The following is a 17,173-nucleotide window of genomic DNA, read 5'->3' on the forward strand; positions in this document are numbered from 1 at the left end:
CAGTCAGTGTTCAGCCCGCCGGGTCTCCGGCCGGGACCCCGGCGGCGGGTGTCCACGGATTTCGTCCGATCGGCTCATGGCGACACCCGCTGTGCGGGACCCCGGCGGTGGCCTGCGATGCTGTCGGCGGACACGGCGGACACGGCGGACACGGCGGACAGAGCGGCCAGAGGCGGCCTGGAGCGCCCCCAGCGGGCACGATGGCCGGGCGCGCCAGTCGAGCCCGAGCGCGGCGAGCTGGTCGAGCTGCGCGTCGGTGAGCTTGGCCCGTCGGGTTTTGGTGTTGGAGATCCACACCCCGAGCTTCACCTCCACCGTCGCGCCGTCGTCGCCGTCGGGGATCTCTTCGACATGGCCGCGGGGCACGGTCACCGTTCCGGTGCGCTCCCGGTCCCGGGCGAGGGCGGTCAGGCCGCGGTCGAAGGCGCTCGGCTTCCCGGCGCCGGCCTTCTTCTTCGGCACCGCCTCCTCGGCCGGGGCCGCCAGCGGTGTGATGCCGAGCGCGGCCAGGCGCCCACGCTGCCCCTCCATGAGACCCTGCCAGACGATGTGCTGGCGCTGCCGCTCCAGCCACCGCCCCACATCCAGCCCGTGGATCGTCACCCCGGGCAAGGACTTGACCATGTTCGAAGGATTCCAAATAGAGACGTCATGTCCTGCACTATGAAAAAGTATCCAGAACTCGTACGCCTTGCCCGCGCCTACTTTCACCAGGACTGCATCATTCCCGCCGGGGAGTCGCTGGGGGCGCCTCGGGATTTCCTGGAGCATGAGACGGGAGAGATAAAATGTGCAGTCCTCAATGATATCGATCAGGCGATTGCTGAGTTGACAGAGCATGACGCCAAGGGGCTATGGCTGCAGAACGGGGATGTAGTTTTTGACCCGGCCTCGATCGGGATCCCCTGCCTTGAATGGTTTTCGATGATCGGGATGACAATTCGAAATGGGATATCTTCATAGCCTATCCAGGGGATTAAGATCCTCGGCGCCGGCCCGAGGACACCTTGAGACATATGAGCAACCAGACTTTTGAGGCCGAGGCTTCGGCGGTGTGGGACGAGCTTCTGGTGCGATACCGGCCACCAGAGGCGCCCGACAACTGGGTGTCACGTTCGATGTGACCTCTGGTCCAGGCGGCTGCTTCCGTGCCCCGGCTTCACTCGATGTATCCGTGGACCTCGCACAGCAGCCTGAATTTCTCCTTGTCACAGAGCTTTCGCGACCGGGGTGCGGAGGGGTTCCCCGGCATCCATGCCGGGCTCCGTTCTGGCATCCCCCTGGCGGGACAACCGTGTGCTGCTGGCGACCGCCGACTCCACTGAGGCGGTCGCGTTCGTGGATCAGTGGTTCCGTGACAACGCTGCCGGCCAGGAACCCGGACCCCGAAACGAGGGATGACTTCGAGACTCACCTGGTGCCGGTCACCGTCCCCATTGGGGCTCGTGACTACGGGGGTGGGGAATTACGCCGACACGAAACCGCAGATCGTGGGGAATTGCACGACCACCGACAGGCGGATCAGGCAGGCCCCTTCCCGGCCGTACTCGGCGCGCGGCAGTGGTTCGGCGGCGGTGAGGAACTCCGCCCTGGTCATCCCGTTCCCCCGGGCCGTTTCCCGCTCCTGGAAGTACGTCGCGCACAGGTCCCCGCCGCTGTGCCGGACCCACGCAGGCCCACTGGTAGACACGGTGGCCCTGCGGGATACGAATGATGACGTCGCGGAAGACTCGGTCGAGGGCCGGGGCACCGATAAGCGTGGTGAGGATCTCCAACCGGTCCCGCCCCTCACGGTCGGGGCGGTCAGTGTAGAGGGGCAGCAGCGATTTCACGGTCGCTTCATCTCGCCCCAGACCGCGCGGAGCGCGGCGTCGAATGCCGGGTCGTGAACATCGACGTGTCCGTAGACCTCGTCGACCATCGTGGCCGAGGCCCAGCAGGCCGCCACCCTGGTAGGTGGCGGCCTGCGTACTTCCTCAAGACCGGCGGGAGTTTATGCCGCGCTTCGGGTTCGGGCCGATACCGCTCGGGTTCCCACGTCGTTCGCGGTCTGCTGCTGCTCCTTCGCTCTGCAGGGTTCGGCCCTGCAGCTGGGACGGCCGGCCCAAATTACACGCACTGACGTGCACGAACCAGATCGACGCTTTGGTGTTTTCTGCCGAATCCTCAAGAGGCTTGCCGCCGCACCACACTTCAGTCAGCGGCGATCATATATCGGTTAAATGTCGAAGTCCGGTTTATCGTGCCTCTGCCCGTTGATTTCGCCGGTCACCCAGGCAATGGATTCCGGGCGTTCGCCGGTTTCGGAGCTGCAGAAATCTTCGATCACGGTCCTGACTTGAGAGATCGGGATCGCGCTGGCGGGATCATGATACAGGGGATAGTGCGGATCGGACACGAGCTGCGAGTCGATTTCGGATGGGGTGGGGTTGTCGGAGATCCATACGTAGTCGTAGATTCCACCCACCCGGGGAGGCAGATTGTTCGTCCACCATGTAACAGCTCCGAAGCCGGTCGCCTCATTGGCCGCGACGCTGAGGTAGGCGCACGGGTGCTCAGCCTGCGTTTCGATAAAGGAGAACCACACCTGCGATCCCACGCTGCGCTGCCCGGCAGTGACTTCCTCGGGGCTAATCGAACTGATGGCCTCCGAGATCATCTTTTCGGTCTCGCCCCAGTTCGCGGGATATTTAGTGATGCCTGCAATGCTGATTTCCAGAATCATTCTTTCATTTCTCCCTTGTCCCCTTGATGATCTCAGTCTTTTGCAGCACGCCCTCCTTGTCGACCCACCGGATGATTGCGGTCTGGCCCGTGTAGAGGATCTTGGGGATCGAGAACGCGCAACCGACCCCGGGCCTGGCCCACGTGCAGTCCCCATCGCGGTTGTTGATCACGATCTCTATCTCCTTGACCTCATCCCTTCTCTTCGCAGCGTCCCAGGCGATCTTCACCTCGGCGTGCTCAGCGGTTGGGTAGGTGGTCATAGCACTCGGAAACTGGGGAAGGCCGGTCTCGGGCTTCCGGAGGAAGTCACTGATCTCCTTGACCTCTGCGCTCTTCCAATCTCCGCTATCGACGGAGGAGGGTTCGAGCTTCAGTGTCCCATCAGTCTGCCGGACGCTAGCCCACCCCTGGGTGGCGCCCTTGTCCTCGGGACGGACCCGCATTTTCGCCAGGATCGCGAGGATCCGGCAGGCTTCCTCCGCGGGGGTGATGTTGTGTACGAGGAGAGGGGTGTCGCCAGCGAGGACGTAGTAGGTGTGGAGGCCGTCGACGGTGAGGTTGTAGGCGGGTTCGAGGCCGGTCCAGTGCCGGATGGAGGCGACCTGGACGGTGGCGCCGGTGTCGGTGCGCAGGGTGTCGCCGGGCTTGACGGCTGCGGCGTCGGTCCAGGCGCGGGTGGATTGGACCCAGAAGGGGTGGTGGTCAGTCGCGGTCACGGCGCTCAGGGGGCCGTCAACGCCCTGGATGGTGAGTTCCGTGAAGTCGCGGTCGTCGGGAGTGCGGATGGTGTCGGTGATGGTGCGCGGGCCGGTGATACCGGTGACTGGGTCTGTCGCGGTCACCTGGTCGCCGACACGGAGGGCCTCGATGGAGCGGCTCGTGCCGTCTCCCAGGAGGACCAGGGTGCCAGCGGGGAAGCTGTTAGGGACTTGGGTTGGGCAGGAGCGTAGGGCAGTTGCCAGTCTGCCTTCGCCATCGAGCTGGCCGAGGAGACTCGGCGAGATGTTGGGGTCGTTGCGGAGGACTTTAAGGGCGTCCTCCGTGCCGACGCCGTCCTTGAGAGCGAGGCGGAACTTGGTAACGAGTCCGGCTGTGGCGGTGAGGCTTTTGACGAGGGCTTGGTTTGTCGCTCCGAGTGCGGCGTCGAGTGCGGCTGTTGCTTCGGCGACGCCGATGCCGGTGGCGGTGGCGGCGCGGAATGCTGCTACTGCCTTCGCGCTCTTGAGGACGATGGCGGCGGGGAGGAGGGTCGCTGCAGCGAATCCACAGGCCTCTGTGATGCCAGGGTGGTTGATGCATTCGATGGCGTCGCCGTACAGCACGTTGGCCAGGAAGCCGGCCCCGGCGCCGCTGTAGCAGACTTCGAGGAAGCAGACCGGAGCAGCACCACTGGCGAAGAACTGTTCGCGGGTCATCACGATGGTGGCCGTGACCGTTTTGCGGTCCAGGGTCGTGCTGCTGAGCACGATGGTGTCCCAGACGCTGTACTTGCCCTTACACTGTTCGACCGTCAGGCCAGGCTCGGGGCAGGTCCGCATGAGGTAGTCGACGGTTCCGGTGAACAGGGCGGTGGTCGTGACGTCGCAGACCAGCACTCCCGCCTCGTTTTTGCGCCAGTTGCCGTTGCCGTAGACGAGTCTGTCCGTCAATCCCATGGTGCCGTGATCGCACCGCTCGAGGTTGTCGGAAATGGTCTTCTTCTGGAAGCCGGGCCGTTCGACGACCTCGACGTAGTAGGCGCGCTCGTCTCCGTTGTTTATGACTGTCCCGGAGGCGACGGCCTGGCGGGTGACAGCCTCCGCCTGCTGCTTCCTCGCGACGATGACCTTCGCCTCGCGGGCGGCCTGTTCGGCTTCGTCGCGGCTCTTGCCGGCAGCTGCGGCGGAGGCGGCGGCCCGGTCGGCCGCGTCCTTCGCGATGGCCGCGTACCGCCTGGCCTGCTGCGCGGAGCTTGTGGCCTGGGCCGCGGATGCACTGGCGCTCCGCGCCGCCTGATCAGCGGAGGCTGCGGCGGTACGGGCCTGCTTGGCATGGCCTTTGGCCTGGTCGGCAGACGCTGAGGCCCGGTCGGCGGCGGCTCTGGCCACGACCGCCCAGTCGTCGGCTTCCTTGGCGGACGCGGCCGCCCGACCGGCGGCGGTAGCCGCTTCGTTGGCTAGGCCGCGGGCGGTGGCGTAGGACTCGGCTGCTTGTGCGGCGAATTGGTGGGCCTGTGCGACGTTGGCGTCGATGCCGGCCAGGTAGGAGTCGACGGTGGCGACGTGGGCGGCGGTGACGGCGTCGCGTTCACGGGCCTTAGGCAGCCCGATCTGCAAGAACGCCTCAAGTCCGGAGGATGGCCCGGCCATCGCGGCCTGGGCGGCCGCCTTCACCTCCGGACCACCGGAGGCGATGGCCTGGGTGATCAGCAGCCGCTGGTCACCCTCGCGGGCGGTGTACTGGCCCTTGGTCAGGAACGCGCGCACGTCGGTGTGGCTGCCGTTCATGGCGGTGTTTGCGGCGTCCTTCACCGCTGGGCCCCCGCCCGACATGATCTGCGTGAGCAGGAGCCGATCGTCGCCCTCCTGCCCGGGGTAGGCGCCGGTGGCCAGGAATTCGCGCACCTGCGCGGCGGACCCCACGGAGGCGGTTTCGGCTGCGAGACGCTGCTCCAGCTTCTGGGCGCTCTCGGCGATCGCCATTACACTGACGCGATCGTCCTGCTCACGTGCCAGTGCGAGGTCAGTACTTAGGAAGCCCAGCACCGATCCGTCGGTGCCCTCCAGCGCACGCTCGGCTGCGGCCTTGACCCACGGACCACCTGCCTCCAGGAGCCGGACCGCGACCTGACGGCCTTTGGTCACTGCGACCTTCTGGTCCACCCCGGTAGCGGTGGCCTCCGTGAGGAGCCGCTCGATGTCGGCGGCTAGCTCGGTCTTCTGGCCCGCCGCCCAAGTGGTCTGTTGCTTCCTCAGCTCCTCTTCGCGATATGCCTTCTGTGCGGCTGCCACTTCGGCGGCCTGCTGCGCGTTCAGGCGTTCCTGGTCGGCGGCGCGGGCGATGTCGGCGACCTTGTGTGCCTGGGCGGCCGCGTTCGCCGCTGTGGTGGAGGCCTGGTCGGCAGCTTCGGCTGCTGTCTGTGCGATCTGGGCCGCGTTGGCGGCGTGCCCGGCGTTTCTGGCGGCGTCCTCGGCTGCGGCTGCGGCGGCTTCGGCGTGCCCGGCAGACGAGAGCGCGGCCTGGCGCGCCTCGTGGGCCGCTGCCGCGGCTTCATCGGCGATCTTGACGGTGGCGGTCGCCGCCCGTCCGGCTTCTGCGGCGGCGCTTCTGGCCCGGGCGGCAGCCTTGCGGGCCCGGTCGGCGGCTTCATCAGAGACCCCGGACTGTGCGGCTGCGTCGGCGGATGCCGTGGCGGCCGCAGCAGAGTTGTCGCTCGCGGACTTGGTGGAGCCTGCCGCCTCCTTGGCATGCTGGGCCGCCTGTTCAGCCCACAGGCTGGACTCTGCCGCGCTCTTGGCGTTGATGACGGCCTTCACGGCCGCGAGGGCGAGATCCCGTGCTTTGCCGGCCTGGGCCTCGTCGCGAGCGGCCCGGCTTGCCGCGTCCAACGCCCGGCTGGCTGCATTTCCGGCCTTGGCCGCGGCCGACGCCGCGTTAGCTGCGGCGCTGGCAGCCTGGCGTCCTGCCTCGTTCGCGGCCTTCGCCGCCGCCGAGGCCTTCTCGGCCGCTGCCGCAGAGCGTTCGGCCGCGTCCGCCGCGCGCCCCGCTGCGTTCGTCGCCTTCGAGGCATCCGCCTGGGCGGCGCGCGTCTCGCTGGCGGCCAGTTCGGCTGCCTGCTTGGCGAGGTTGGTCGCGTCCAGCGCCTGCGCGGCTGTGTCCTTGGCGGTCTTCGCCTGCTCACCGGCCTGGTCGGCCGCGTTCTTGGTCAGGTCCGCGAGCTGCGCGATGTCCAGGGTCTCCTGGTCGTGTGCGGCTGCGGTCTGGTATCCGTAGCGCAGGAAGGCCCGGACGTCCTCCACGGGGCCGTTCATCGCGGTGTTGGCGGCCTTCTTGACCTCCGGGCCGCCGACCGACATCAGCTGGATGAGCTTGAGCCGGTCATCGCCCTCGCGGGCGGTGTACTGGCCGTCGGCGAGGAACTTGTCGACGTCGGCGAGGGAGCCGTTCATCGCCTTGTTCGCGGCGTCCTTCACCGCGGACCCGCCAGTCGACATGATCTGGATCAGCGCCAGCCGCTGATCACCTTCGTACGCCCACTTCAGCTTCTTGTCGAGGAAGGTCTGCATGTCGGCCGCGGAGCCGGCCAGCGCGGCCTTCGCGTGCTCGCGAACCGTCGGCCCGGAGGCGGCGACCAGCTCCTCCAGTTGCGCACGCAGGTCCTGCTCCGCAGCCGCGGCCCGACCGGACGTCACGAAGGCGGTCACGTCCGCGTCGGAGCCTGAGAGAGCGATCGCGGCGGCCCGCCGTACCGCTGGCCCGCCGTCCTCCCATGCCGCCACGGCCTTCACCCGGTCTGCGACCGGGCCTTCGGCCGGCGGGGCATCGGCCGCTACGGCCGGTATCGCCAGCAGCCCTGTGAGCAGGCTGCTGGCCACGACACCGATGGCAGCCCGCCATCGCGCCGTGCTCGTTCTTTCCGTGATCCTCATCGAAAGTCTGATGTCCTATCAGGTCGGTGACCGGCGTGTGAGCCAGTGCCTGTGGAGCGTTCGTAGGGTGTTCAGCAGGTGGCGCGAGGCAGTTCCCCGGCACGGCTCCGCCGCTACAGGCCAGTAGAGGGCGTGCGGCTGCGGAGCTTCGAAGTGCGGGCCGCCGCTTCAGCCGTGGCGGCCCGCACTCCGGGACGGGATCAGGTGGCGGAGACAAGCTTGAAATGAGTGCTGTGGCCCGGGCGCAATCCCAGAGGATGAGGCGAGTACCGTTGGCCCAGCGTGAGATCCGCGAGCCGGTCTGCCGGTGACGGTGGCGGCGATGCTCTGGATGCCGTTGCTGGCGACGGCATCGAAGGTGGTCCAGGAGCCGTCGACCTCGGCGGTCCAGATACGGTTGTCGCCGCCGATGGCGACCAGGCAGATGGTGTCGCCGATGGTGGTGGCGCTGGTGTCTCCGATCAGTTGCGTACCGTACGGGCTGGCCGACCAGCGGGTTTGGCTAGTTGGTGGCGAACTTCCAGCCGGGCATGTCGTACCAACCCTTCCAGATATTGTTCTCGTAGTAGGAGTGGTTCATGACGCCGTTGGTGCCGAGGGCGAACAGCTCGAGGGTGTTGACGTAGGCGTTGTAGGTCGCGGACGGGGTGCTGGTGAACTTCCAGTCGCCCATGTTGCTCCAGGTGTTCCAGCCGGTGGTGCTAGTCCAGTAGTTATGGGCGAGTTCGCCGGTCTTGCGGATGGCGAAGAGTTCGACGGCGTTGGCGGCGGGGTTGAAGACGGCGGCCGGCGTACCGTTGAAGCTGCCGCTGCCGATGGTGGTGGGCTCGCGCCACAGGTCGCCGTTGACGCTGTAGCTGTGGGCCATGGCCCCGGTGTCGGTGACGACGAAGACCTCGGCGCTGTTGTTCGTGGGGTTTACGACAGCAGTGGGGCTACCGGTGAACTTGGTGCTGCCGATCGAACTCCAGGGGTGCCACTTAGGGTCGGAGGCGGCCCAGTAGTTGTGGGAGAGGTCGCCCCACGTGTTGACGGCGAAGAGTTCGACGGCGTTGGTGCCGGAGTTGTAGACGACGGTGGGGGTACCCTTGAACGCCCAGTCGCCCAGGAGGGCCAGGGGCTCCCATCGGGCGCCGTTGGTGCTCCAGGAGTGAGCCATCCTCCCGTCGGACGCGCCGATGGCGAAGACCTCGGCGGTCTTGGTGTACGAGTTGTAGACGGCGATAGGGCTGCCGGTGAGGTACCAACCGCTGGTTATGGTGGACCAGCCGCCCCAGCCGGTAGCGCGAGTCCAGTAGTTGTGGGCCAGTTCGCCGTTGGTGCGGATGGCGAACAGCTCGGTGGCACCGGTGCTGGGGTTGTAGACCGTGGCGGGGATGCCAGCGAACCGCCAGTTGTCGTCCAGGCTGCTCCAGCCGGACCAGCCCTTGCCTTCGCTGTTCGAGTTGTGGGCGAGGATGCCGTCGGTGCCCAGGGAGAAGATCTCGGCGGTCTTCGAATCCGGGTTGTAGACGGAGTTCACAATGGCGGAGGCGGAACTCACCGCGGTCGACCACTTGGCGACGGTCTGCTGGACCCAAGCGGCAATGTCGTCCGTACGACTGTTGGACGCGCCAGTGCGGGTCTCGCCGGAGGGGGTGCCGAGGCAGCCGCCCTGCCAGGACCGGGAGGCAACGGCGACGATCGCAACGGAGCCGCCTGCATCACGCAGCAGCGGTGCGCCGGCGTCGCCGGCGCAGACCGCGGCGGACCCGGAGGCCGGAACGGTGTCGACAGAGGTCGCGGTGACGGCACCGGTGGTGTGAGTGGTTGCGTGGGGCTTAGCCGGGATCCAGTCCGTGGCGGTGCGGCCGTTGCCGATGACCCGAAGGTTCTCGTTGGCGGCCGGGGCGGTGGTGGCGAGCTTGACCGGGGTGACGCCCCTCACCGGAACGGCCAGGCGGACCAGGGCGAGGTCGCGGTCCGTGCGGGGCACAATCTCTGCGACATCAACCGATGTGCCGCCCACCACGAGCGTGCTCTTCGCCGCAGGCGCGCCCGCGGCGAGCGACGCCGGGTTGTCTGTGAAGCAGCCTGCGGAGGTGAGCGCCCACAGCGGGTCGACCACGGTTGCCGTGCAGCCGCGCGAGGCGGCACGGCCGGCCGTGCCGACGGTCAGTGTCCCGACGGCGGGGTAGTCGCTGGTGGCCTGCGGCGCAGACGTGCCGCCGCTGGCATTGAGCTCGAGCAGGACAGTAGGGCTGCTGTTGGTACCCGCGCCGACCGGGGTGTTGAGGTTTTTCTCGATGTCGACGGTGCTGGTGTTGCCCTCCGAGGTGAGGGTGGCCTTCACTACGTGGTCGTCACCCTTGATACTGAAGACCTTGGGGATCTCCATCGACAGGAATCCTGAAGGCCCGGTGACCCGGAAACACCTGTTGTTCGGCTCGGTCGCCAGACTCCAGACCACGAGCAGGTTCTCCTGCGAGGTGCAGTCCGCGAGCCGGATGTTCCCGTCACCCGACTTCAAGGTCACGTTGAGGTCCACCGGGACCTTCGCAGCGTCCGGGTAGGCAAAGTTTTCCACCGCCACCGGGGCGGGGGCCTCCGCGGCCGTCGCCGCGACCGGCATCGAACCGGCCACCACCGGTATCGCCAGCGCCACCCCCAGAGGCAGCGCCAGTCTTCTAATAATAGTGTGCATTCAAAACTCCCGGTAAAACGCCAGCCGGGAGACGCCAGCCGCCCCCCGTGCCGGCAAAGAGCAGACCAAGCGGACGCTATCGACCGGGATCCAGCACGTCAAAGTCCAACCTTAACGGCATCAAGCCCCCGTGACCTGCACTCAAGTCTCCACGCCAGGACGCCGAAGCGACCATGGCGATCAATCAGATCTGATGGACAATTCGAACCAAAACAGACCATCGAAACATCATCAACCAAGCATCACAGTTCGATGACGCTTCCCCCTCTGCGCAGGCGTCCCTGCGTCACCCAGTGCGCCCTCCAACCACAGAACAAGACACTGCAGGCTGCCATTCGCCACGACCTCGGCGTCCGTGGCAGCCAGCTGCGGCGGCCGACGGGCCGAGACAACGGCCCCGGCAGGTTCGCCGGACACCCGGCCGGGTTCCGACACGACGGCGCACCCGAGCCCGCGCAGAGAAGCGGCTGGCCGCGGAAACGGCGGCCCATCAGGAGAAACTGAGGAAGTACCAGGCCCGGACCGAGGCCGACCGGGCGGCGGGTCGCCGGGCCGCTAGTACTTCAATCACGGTTACTGGTGGGGAAGTTGTGAGTTCTGACAGTGACTGTGGTTGTGTTCTGTCGTGTCTGTGGATCTCGGGGTGGGGCAGATCGGCTCCTGGCAGGAGACGCTGTCTGGGCTGCATGAGCGGTTCTCTGGGCGTTTTTCCAGGTCGGAGCCGCGTGCGCGGGCCCTGACGTATATGGCGGGGTTGATTGCGCCGCTGGAGCGGAAAAACGGGTGGACGCTGGCGGAGCGGGCGGGCGAGGGGCATCCGATCGGGATGCAGCGGCTGCTGGGCGAGGCGGACTGGGACGCGGACGGTGTCCGCGACGACGTGCGGGACTTCGTCGTGGAGACCATCGGCGCGAAGGACGGCATCCTGATCGGCGACGACACCGGCTTCCTGAAGAAGGGCTCGCGGTCGGCCGGGGTCCAGCGCCAGTACACCGGGACGGCGGGCAGAACAGAAAACTCCCAGATCGGCACGTTCCTGGCTTATGCCTCGGCCAAGGGTCGCGCGTTGATCGACCGGGAGTTGTACCTGCCGGCCTCGTGGACGGACGACCGTGAGCGCTGCCGGGCGGCTGGTGTGCCCGATGAGGTGCCGTTCGCGACGAAGAACGAGCACTTCCGGTGGATGCTGCAGCGTGCGATCGACGCGGGGGTGCCGTTCGCGTGGGTGACGGCGGACGAGGCGTATGGCCAGGTCAAGCACCTGCGCGTGTGGCTGGAGCAACGCGGCGTCGGGTATGTGCTGGCCACCAGGGTCAACGACACTGTGATCACGACCGGGTGGCGTGAGGTCCGGGTCGACGGGCTGGTCGCCGACCTCCCGCGGCAGGCCTGGAAGCGCCTGTCCGGCGGCAAGGGCTCCCACGGCGAGCGGATCTACGACTGGGCCCGGGTGGCGATCCGCCCCGTGTGGGAGGACGGCATTGGGCACTGGGTGCTGGCCCGCCGTTCGGTCAGCGACCCTACCGAGATCGCCCACTACGTGTGCTATGGCCCCGTCACCACCCGCCTGAAGGATCTGGTTAAGGTCGCCGCGGCCAGGTGGGCGATCGAGGAGTCGTTCCAGGTCGCGAAGAACGAGTGCGGCCTGGACCACTACCAGGTCCGCCGCTACGACGCCTGGTACCGGCACATCACCCTGGCCATGGCCGCCCTCGCCGCGCTGACCGCGATCCGTGCCGAGGAGCTGGAAAAGGGGGCTGTCGATTAGGACAAACCACCCTCATACCCTTGTCCGTCGCGGAGATCCGCCGCCTCATCGGCCTGGTCCTCCAACCCCGCCACCTCACTCCCGCGCATCATCTGCGCTGGTCATGGTGGAGACGCCTCAGTCAGACCCGGGCCCGCCTCAGCCACTACAAACGCCGAGGCCACACCCCATAACTGTGATTGCAGTACTAGTCCCGGACTTCGCACATGGGGTTTTAGGTTTCCAGCCAGCGGGGTCGGGTTTCGTCGATGCCGAGGAGTTCGAGCAGGTGTGCTTGGACTCCTCGGTTGATGAGGACGACGGGTGGGCTGGTGGCGGTGCCGGGGCGGATCATCAGGCTGGCCAGATGGTAGAAGATCATGCGGCCGGTGGGGCGGACGGCTCGGTTGTCGGGGTAGAGGCCGCGCATGGTCAGTTCGGGTCCAAGGGCTTGGCGGACCTGGCGCTCGATCAGGCAGAACACCAGCAGGGCCAGGTAGATTACGGTGATCAGGGCGGCGATGCGCCGGTTGTGCTGCAGGAAGACCGGCGCGACCGCGAGAGGGCCCTTGAAGTCGTGGTAGCGGCGCTCGACCACGACCTGGCCCTTGTAGCGCAACAGGACCTGTTCGGTGGTGGCCTGGTCGGGGGTGAGGCTGGTCAGTAGCGCGTACCAGCCGTCGACGGCTTCCTGGGCATCGAGCACTTCTTGGTCGAAGTGCCATTCCAGGCCGGGCCGGCCCGCCTCGTCGGTGGTGATGGTGGTCCGCAGGCAGTTCTCGACCCGGTGGGTCCTGGCGATCACGCCGATCCGGGCGGCGATCTTCTCGGCCGTGCCGTAGAAGCGTCCACCGGCGCCGCGTTGGAGTTTATCCAGGTCCTCGGCCGCGCGGGCCAGGCGTTTGGCGCGGGCGGTCTGCTGGCCGCGGGCGTTGCCGGTGGAGTGGACCAGGATCCTGCGCAGGGTGTGCACCGGGTCGCTCTTGCGGCGGCCGGCGATGGTGTGGACGTCCTCCAGCACGCGGTAGACCTCTTGCCGGTCGGCGGGCTTGCCCTTGTCCCGGTCCGGGGCGTAGTCCACGACCCGTGCGTCTTCCAGGTCCAGGCCGGCGTAGACCTCGTCGGGGACTTTGGCGGCCGGGGCGGGGGCGATGAAGGCGACCTTCGCGTCCAGCAGGGCGGTGACGTTGGGGTGGGATACCAGTTTGGAGTCGGCGACCAGCAGGAAGTCCCTGCGGTCGGCCATCTTGCGCAGGGCGTTCATCGCGCCGACGACCTGGGCGACCTCGCCCGCGCCGCCGTCGTAGACGCGGTGGAAGAGCGGGATCCCGCCGTCACCGCTGACCGCGAGGCCGGCCTGGACCTGCTTCAAGTCGACTCTGCGGTCCTTGGGGTGGCCGTACTTGACCTGTGGGAAGGCCTCGTCCTGGTCCTCGTAGGCACCGAAGAGGGACATCGAGGTCATGTCCCAGTGAATCCGGGACACATCGATGCCGAACTCCGTGATCGCCGACGGTGCCGACCAACTGGTCGAGGTGCGGGGCGATCGCGTCCAGGGCGCGGGCGAGCCGGTCGTCGCCCAGCAGGTCCGGCTCGATGCCGAAGACCTCCTCCACCGCCCACTCCCGGGCCCAGTCGCCCACACGGACCAGTGGTGCCGGGGCGGAGAGCCGGTTGGCGACCAGTACCTCGATCACCTGGCCGTGCGTGAGATGCGCGACCTCACGGATCGGGCACAGCTCGTCGACAATCCCGGCCACGTCCAGCCGGCGCAGAAACTCGGCAGAGGCGGGCAGAGCGCCCAGACGCCTCTCCACCACGGGAACGATCTCCACGGCGAAGCGTGGACGGTGGACCCGCGAGCGACGTGAACGAGATATCGGCACGCCAGGCTCAACGACCGACACCCCACCGGGATACCGGTCGCATCACCACATCATCCGAACTCGTTATGTGCGAAGTCCGGGTCTAGCCAAGGCTCCCAAAGACGCGCGGCACCCACTGATCGAGCTGGGTTCCGAAGGCCGCTGCTGACTTGATGCCAAACGCCGGTATCGATCCGCCGTTGTCGAGGCCGTCGAAGTAGTCCACGTCAGCCCAGCCGCCCCGAAAGAGCACCACGGACAGCCCAGCGTCCCCCGGACCCGAGATGAGCACGCCGACGGAGTCGGGATCACGCACGAGAGCTCTGTCGGTCTCAAGCTGCCGAGGCCACCGCGCAGTTTCGTCCCGCCATGTCACCTGCCCAACCTTGAGACCGGCCGCCAGCCATCGCTCAGCCCGCTCAGCGATCACTGCGGCTGCCTGATCAAGATCGATGACGCGCTCCATGAGCGGATCATGCCCCACTCCGACGGACCGTTCCACTGACTTTCACATGCCTCCGTTCGGGCTACACCACGAGGCCGGGATGGAGCTCAAACGGGTTGCCCGCTCGGACACCGCGCAGGAACCGGCGGCCTGAGCGCCGATCGGCCAGCCGCGGGCCGGGTACTGGGGCTGGTGTCAGAGGTGCGGGCCGATGAGTAGCACGGTGAGGACCGCTTCCTGGTCGTCGGGCTGCTGGTGGGTGGCGGCGTTCGGGCCCACAGGTCGGGTCTGTACGGTCTTCGGTGTAACTGTCTCCGTCGAGACGGTTGAAGAGGTCCGGCCGGTGGAGCTGTCGGCGGATCTGCTGGATGACGGGTTGATCGGGCAGTTGGTCGACCGGGCCCGTGCGAGCGGCGTGCAGCTGACCGGGGAGGGCGGACTGCTGCAGCAGCTGACCAAACGAGTCCTGGAGTCCGCGCCGGAAGGTGAGATCACCGACCATCTCGGATACGAGAAGTACGATCCAGCCGGTACCGGCAGTGGGAACTCCCGCAACGGTGTCCGGGCCAAGGCCGTGCTGACGGATGTCGGGCCGGTCGAGATCGAGGTCCACCGCGACCGGGAGGGCAGCTTCGAGCCGCAGATCGTCAAGAAGCGCCAGCGGCGCCTGACTGGCGTGGACGAGATGGTGCTGTCGCTGTCGGTACGGGGTCTGACGCACGGTGATATTGCTGCGCACCTGGCCGAGGTCTTCGGGGCGACGGTGTCCAAGTCGACGATCTCCACCATCACCGACAAGGTCATGGACGGGATGGCCGAGTGGCAGAACCAGCCGCTGGACGCGGTCTACCCGGTTATCTTCATCGACTGCATCCATGTGAAGGTGCGCGACGGGCAGATGGCGAACCGTCCGATCTACGTGGCCCTCGCGGTGACGGTGGACGGTACCCGCGACATCCTCGGGCTCTGGGCCGGCGACGGCGGCGAGGGCGCCAAGTACTGGCTCCAGGTGCTGACCGAGATCAAGAACCGCGGCGTCGAAGACGTCTGCATGGTCGTCTGCGACGGCCTCAAGGGCCTGCCCGACGCCATCGCCACGGTCTGGCCGCAGGCGATCACGCAGACCTGCGTCGTCCACTTGATGCGCGCGAGTTTCCGTTACGCGGCCCGCCAGGACTGGGACAAGATCTCCCGCATGCTTAAGCCGATCTACACCGCGCCGACCGCCGACGCGGCCGAGGAGCGGTTCCTGGAGTTCCAGGAGGAGTGGGGCGCCAAGTATCCCGCGATCGTGCGGCTTTGGTCGAACGCCTGGGCCGAGTTCGTGCCGTTCCTTCAGTTTGACGCGGAGATCCGCCGGGTGGTCTGCGCGACCAACGCGATTGAGTCGGTCAACGCCCGTATCCGCAAGGCCGTCCGCGCCCGCGGGCATTTTCCGAACGAGCAAGCGGCGCTGAAGTGCGTCTACATGGCCGTCATGAGCCTGGACCCCACCGGGCAGGGCCGCAAACGCTGGACCATGCGATGGAAGCCCGCACTCCAGGCATTCGACATCGCCTTCGACGGCCGACTCTCCGTCGGCCGCCGGTAACTCACACCAAGCGAGTTACACCGCTGGCTGTACAGACCCGCCCCCCACAGGATCCGCCTGGTACACCACCCCCACCGTCGCCTACGCCGTCGAACTCGGCCACGACGTCGCTCCGATCGAGGCCTACCTGCGGGAGAGCGCTGGCGCCTACCTGGACCCGTGGCACGACCGCCTGCGCGAGGCCTACGTCACCACCATGGCCGAGGCCGGCATCCCCACAGAGAAGGACACCGACGAACGCGCCTTCCTCGCCGCCATGACCGCCCACCGCCTCCTCAAGAGCGCCGGTACCGACCTGGGCGCGCTGCGCACCGCACTCGCCGCCGAGGGCCTGGCCCATCTGGCGGCGATGGGCGACGACCAGCTCGCCTCGGCCGCGTGGCGCCACTACCAGATCGCCATGGTCCTCTCGGCGGTGAAGTCGACGGTGAAGTTCGGGATCGGCAAGCTGCGCGAGCGCCCACAGGGCCTGACCTACAAGCCGGGGGAGCCGTGGTCGGCGCTGGAGCGGCCGACCTGGCGCCCGGACATCCGGGCCGCGGTCATCGCCAAGGCGCGGGTGAACATGCACCGCAAGATGGCCAACGTGGCGAAGGCGAAAGGCCGTTACCCGCTCGGGGTGAACAACGACTGCGTCGTCTACGCCTCCCCGGGCGCCTCCCCGCTGGACTTCCTGCCGTTGACCGGCTCCGGCAAGGGCGTGCTGCCCGGCACCTTCCGCCTCGGCGCCACGCCGGGCCTGTCGAAGGTCGAGGGCGTGCAGTCGATGCTGACCGTCGTGGACTGGCTCGAGCGCGCCCAGCAGGTCAACCTGGCCCGCCACATCAAGGGCTACGACGCCAACGACGTCGACGGGAAGTAGGAAGGGCCGTGGAGGAGATCATCGACGCGATCGACCGGGCCGCGCCCGAGCACTTCACCCAGGCGCTGCCGAAATCCGCGCAGGCCCAGATGCGGGCACTGGTCAAGGCCGCCAAGGGCGACAAGAAGGCCGTCGCCGAGCGCCTGGGCATCGACCCGAACACCGTGCGCCGCTATCTCAAGGGCGAGCGCAAACACCCGCGCGCCGCGCTGCGCGAGGCTCTGCTCCGCGAACTGAAGAAGGTATGGCAGCCCGGCATCCGCCGCCAGACCCGCAAGAAGGCCGCCAACAGCACGGGGATCACGGTGGAGGTGTGGGCGTACTTCGGTTACACCGCCCCCGTCGGCACCACCGACGAGCCCCGGCTGCGCCACCTGACTGTCCATCTCCCCCCGGTGTACGCGGCCCGCCTCTTCGCCGCGCAGGACGAGGGGGCCGATGGCCAGGAGATGCGCGAGATCATGGCCGAGGGATTCCAGGACGTCTATTTCAGGGACGGCGGACGCGCACGGGGGCTGGACGTCGAGTTCACCGGCATCAAGGCCATCGACGTCCAGTACTGAGCCACAAGGAGAAGAAGAACCGGCGATCTGGTCTGTGGTGCCTGCCGACGCAGGCAGCTGCC

General features: G+C 67.4%; 12 protein-coding genes and 2 pseudogenes. 6 read left to right on the forward strand and 8 right to left on the reverse strand.

Annotated features, from left to right (window positions below; all coding sequences use genetic code 11):
* Positions 1-3 precede the first annotated feature (3 nt).
* Positions 4-840: a helicase associated domain-containing protein gene (locus ACIQVZ_RS37825; RefSeq protein WP_402456533.1), complete on the reverse strand. Its 837-nt coding sequence runs from the start codon at positions 838-840 to the stop codon at positions 4-6.
* Between ACIQVZ_RS37825 and ACIQVZ_RS37830 the strand changes: the two genes are divergently transcribed.
* Both ACIQVZ_RS37830 and ACIQVZ_RS37835 read left to right on the forward strand, forming a co-directional pair.
* Complete coding sequence (locus tag ACIQVZ_RS37830) at positions 724-963, forward strand: hypothetical protein (protein WP_402456574.1); 240 nt, start codon at positions 724-726, stop codon at positions 961-963. The two genes, ACIQVZ_RS37825 and ACIQVZ_RS37830, sit on opposite strands and share 117 nt — an antisense overlap.
* A 164-nt stretch (positions 964-1,127) precedes the next feature.
* The gene (locus ACIQVZ_RS37835; protein WP_402456576.1) at positions 1,128-1,325 is read left to right on the forward strand and encodes a DUF6193 family natural product biosynthesis protein; all 198 of its coding nucleotides are present in this window, start codon (positions 1,128-1,130) and stop codon (positions 1,323-1,325) included.
* A gap of 140 nt (positions 1,326-1,465) precedes the next feature.
* Here the strand turns inward: ACIQVZ_RS37835 and ACIQVZ_RS37840 are convergent, their stop codons facing one another.
* From ACIQVZ_RS37840 to ACIQVZ_RS37855, 4 genes are all read right to left on the reverse strand, one after another.
* Positions 1,466-1,597: a hypothetical protein gene (locus tag ACIQVZ_RS37840; protein ID WP_402456535.1), complete on the reverse strand. Its 132-nt coding sequence runs from the start codon at positions 1,595-1,597 to the stop codon at positions 1,466-1,468.
* Between the two features lie 621 nt (positions 1,598-2,218).
* On the reverse strand, positions 2,219-2,725 hold the full coding sequence (locus ACIQVZ_RS37845) for an Imm1 family immunity protein (protein WP_402456536.1): 507 nt from the start codon (positions 2,723-2,725) through the stop codon (positions 2,219-2,221).
* A 4-nt stretch (positions 2,726-2,729) separates the two neighbouring features.
* Entirely contained in the window at positions 2,730-7,301 is a 4,572-nt protein-coding gene (locus ACIQVZ_RS37850; protein WP_402456538.1) for a polymorphic toxin-type HINT domain-containing protein, read from the reverse strand.
* Between the two features lie 556 nt (positions 7,302-7,857).
* Positions 7,858-9,999 carry a trypsin-like serine protease gene (locus ACIQVZ_RS37855; protein WP_402456540.1) on the reverse strand — a complete coding sequence of 714 codons (2,142 nt, stop codon included), beginning with the start codon at positions 9,997-9,999 and terminating at the stop codon, positions 7,858-7,860.
* A gap of 691 nt (positions 10,000-10,690) precedes the next feature.
* Between ACIQVZ_RS37855 and ACIQVZ_RS37860 the strand changes: the two genes are divergently transcribed.
* Positions 10,691-11,806 (forward strand): IS701 family transposase, encoded by a 1,116-nt coding sequence (locus tag ACIQVZ_RS37860; protein ID WP_402456578.1) that lies wholly within the window; start codon positions 10,691-10,693, stop codon positions 11,804-11,806.
* 214 nt (positions 11,807-12,020) lie between these two features.
* On the opposite strand, the gene ACIQVZ_RS37865 is transcribed toward ACIQVZ_RS37860, so the two are convergent.
* The 3 genes and pseudogenes from ACIQVZ_RS37865 to ACIQVZ_RS37875 form a co-directional block, all read right to left on the reverse strand.
* On the reverse strand, positions 12,021-13,250 hold the full coding sequence (locus ACIQVZ_RS37865; RefSeq protein ID WP_402456542.1) for an IS1634 family transposase: 1,230 nt from the start codon (positions 13,248-13,250) through the stop codon (positions 12,021-12,023).
* Positions 13,251-13,386: 136 nt separating this feature from the next.
* A pseudogene (locus ACIQVZ_RS37870) lies at positions 13,387-13,692 on the reverse strand (DUF4277 domain-containing protein); the annotation flags it as partial.
* A gap of 61 nt (positions 13,693-13,753) precedes the next feature.
* Positions 13,754-14,116 (reverse strand): hypothetical protein, encoded by a 363-nt coding sequence (locus ACIQVZ_RS37875; RefSeq protein WP_402456543.1) that lies wholly within the window; start codon positions 14,114-14,116, stop codon positions 13,754-13,756.
* A gap of 190 nt (positions 14,117-14,306) precedes the next feature.
* Between ACIQVZ_RS37875 and ACIQVZ_RS37880 the strand changes: the two genes are divergently transcribed.
* The 3 genes and pseudogenes from ACIQVZ_RS37880 to tpg all read left to right on the forward strand — a co-directional run bounded on the left by ACIQVZ_RS37880 (position 14,307) and on the right by tpg (position 17,111).
* Positions 14,307-15,686, forward strand: coding sequence for an IS256 family transposase (locus ACIQVZ_RS37880; protein WP_402456545.1), 1,380 nt, complete (start codon positions 14,307-14,309; stop codon positions 15,684-15,686).
* 394 nt (positions 15,687-16,080) lie between these two features.
* Positions 16,081-16,548: pseudogene (locus tag ACIQVZ_RS37885) on the forward strand (transcriptional regulator); the annotation flags it as partial.
* Positions 16,549-16,556: 8 nt separating this feature from the next.
* Complete coding sequence (gene tpg / locus ACIQVZ_RS37890) at positions 16,557-17,111, forward strand: telomere-protecting terminal protein Tpg (protein ID WP_402456546.1); 555 nt, start codon at positions 16,557-16,559, stop codon at positions 17,109-17,111.
* The last annotated feature ends 62 nt before the right edge of the window (positions 17,112-17,173 follow it).

Source organism: Kitasatospora sp. NPDC098663 (assembly GCF_044760075.1).
Classification (GTDB): Bacteria; Actinomycetota; Actinomycetes; order Streptomycetales; family Streptomycetaceae; genus Kitasatospora.

Excerpts from the sequence above, each read along its gene's own strand:
- ACIQVZ_RS37875 (WP_402456543.1), bottom strand. The coding sequence starts at position 14,116 with ATGGAGCGCGTCATCGATCTTGATCAGGCAGCCGCAGTGATCGCTGAG.
- ACIQVZ_RS37880 (WP_402456545.1), top strand. The coding sequence starts at position 14,307 with ATGAGTAGCACGGTGAGGACCGCTTCCTGGTCGTCGGGCTGCTGGTGG.
- ACIQVZ_RS37865 (WP_402456542.1), bottom strand. The coding sequence starts at position 13,250 with ATGACCTCGATGTCCCTCTTCGGTGCCTACGAGGACCAGGACGAGGCC.
- ACIQVZ_RS37840 (WP_402456535.1), bottom strand. The coding sequence starts at position 1,597 with ATGACCAGGGCGGAGTTCCTCACCGCCGCCGAACCACTGCCGCGCGCC.
- ACIQVZ_RS37845 (WP_402456536.1), bottom strand. The coding sequence starts at position 2,725 with ATGATTCTGGAAATCAGCATTGCAGGCATCACTAAATATCCCGCGAAC.
- ACIQVZ_RS37825 (WP_402456533.1), bottom strand. The coding sequence starts at position 840 with ATGCTCTGTCAACTCAGCAATCGCCTGATCGATATCATTGAGGACTGC.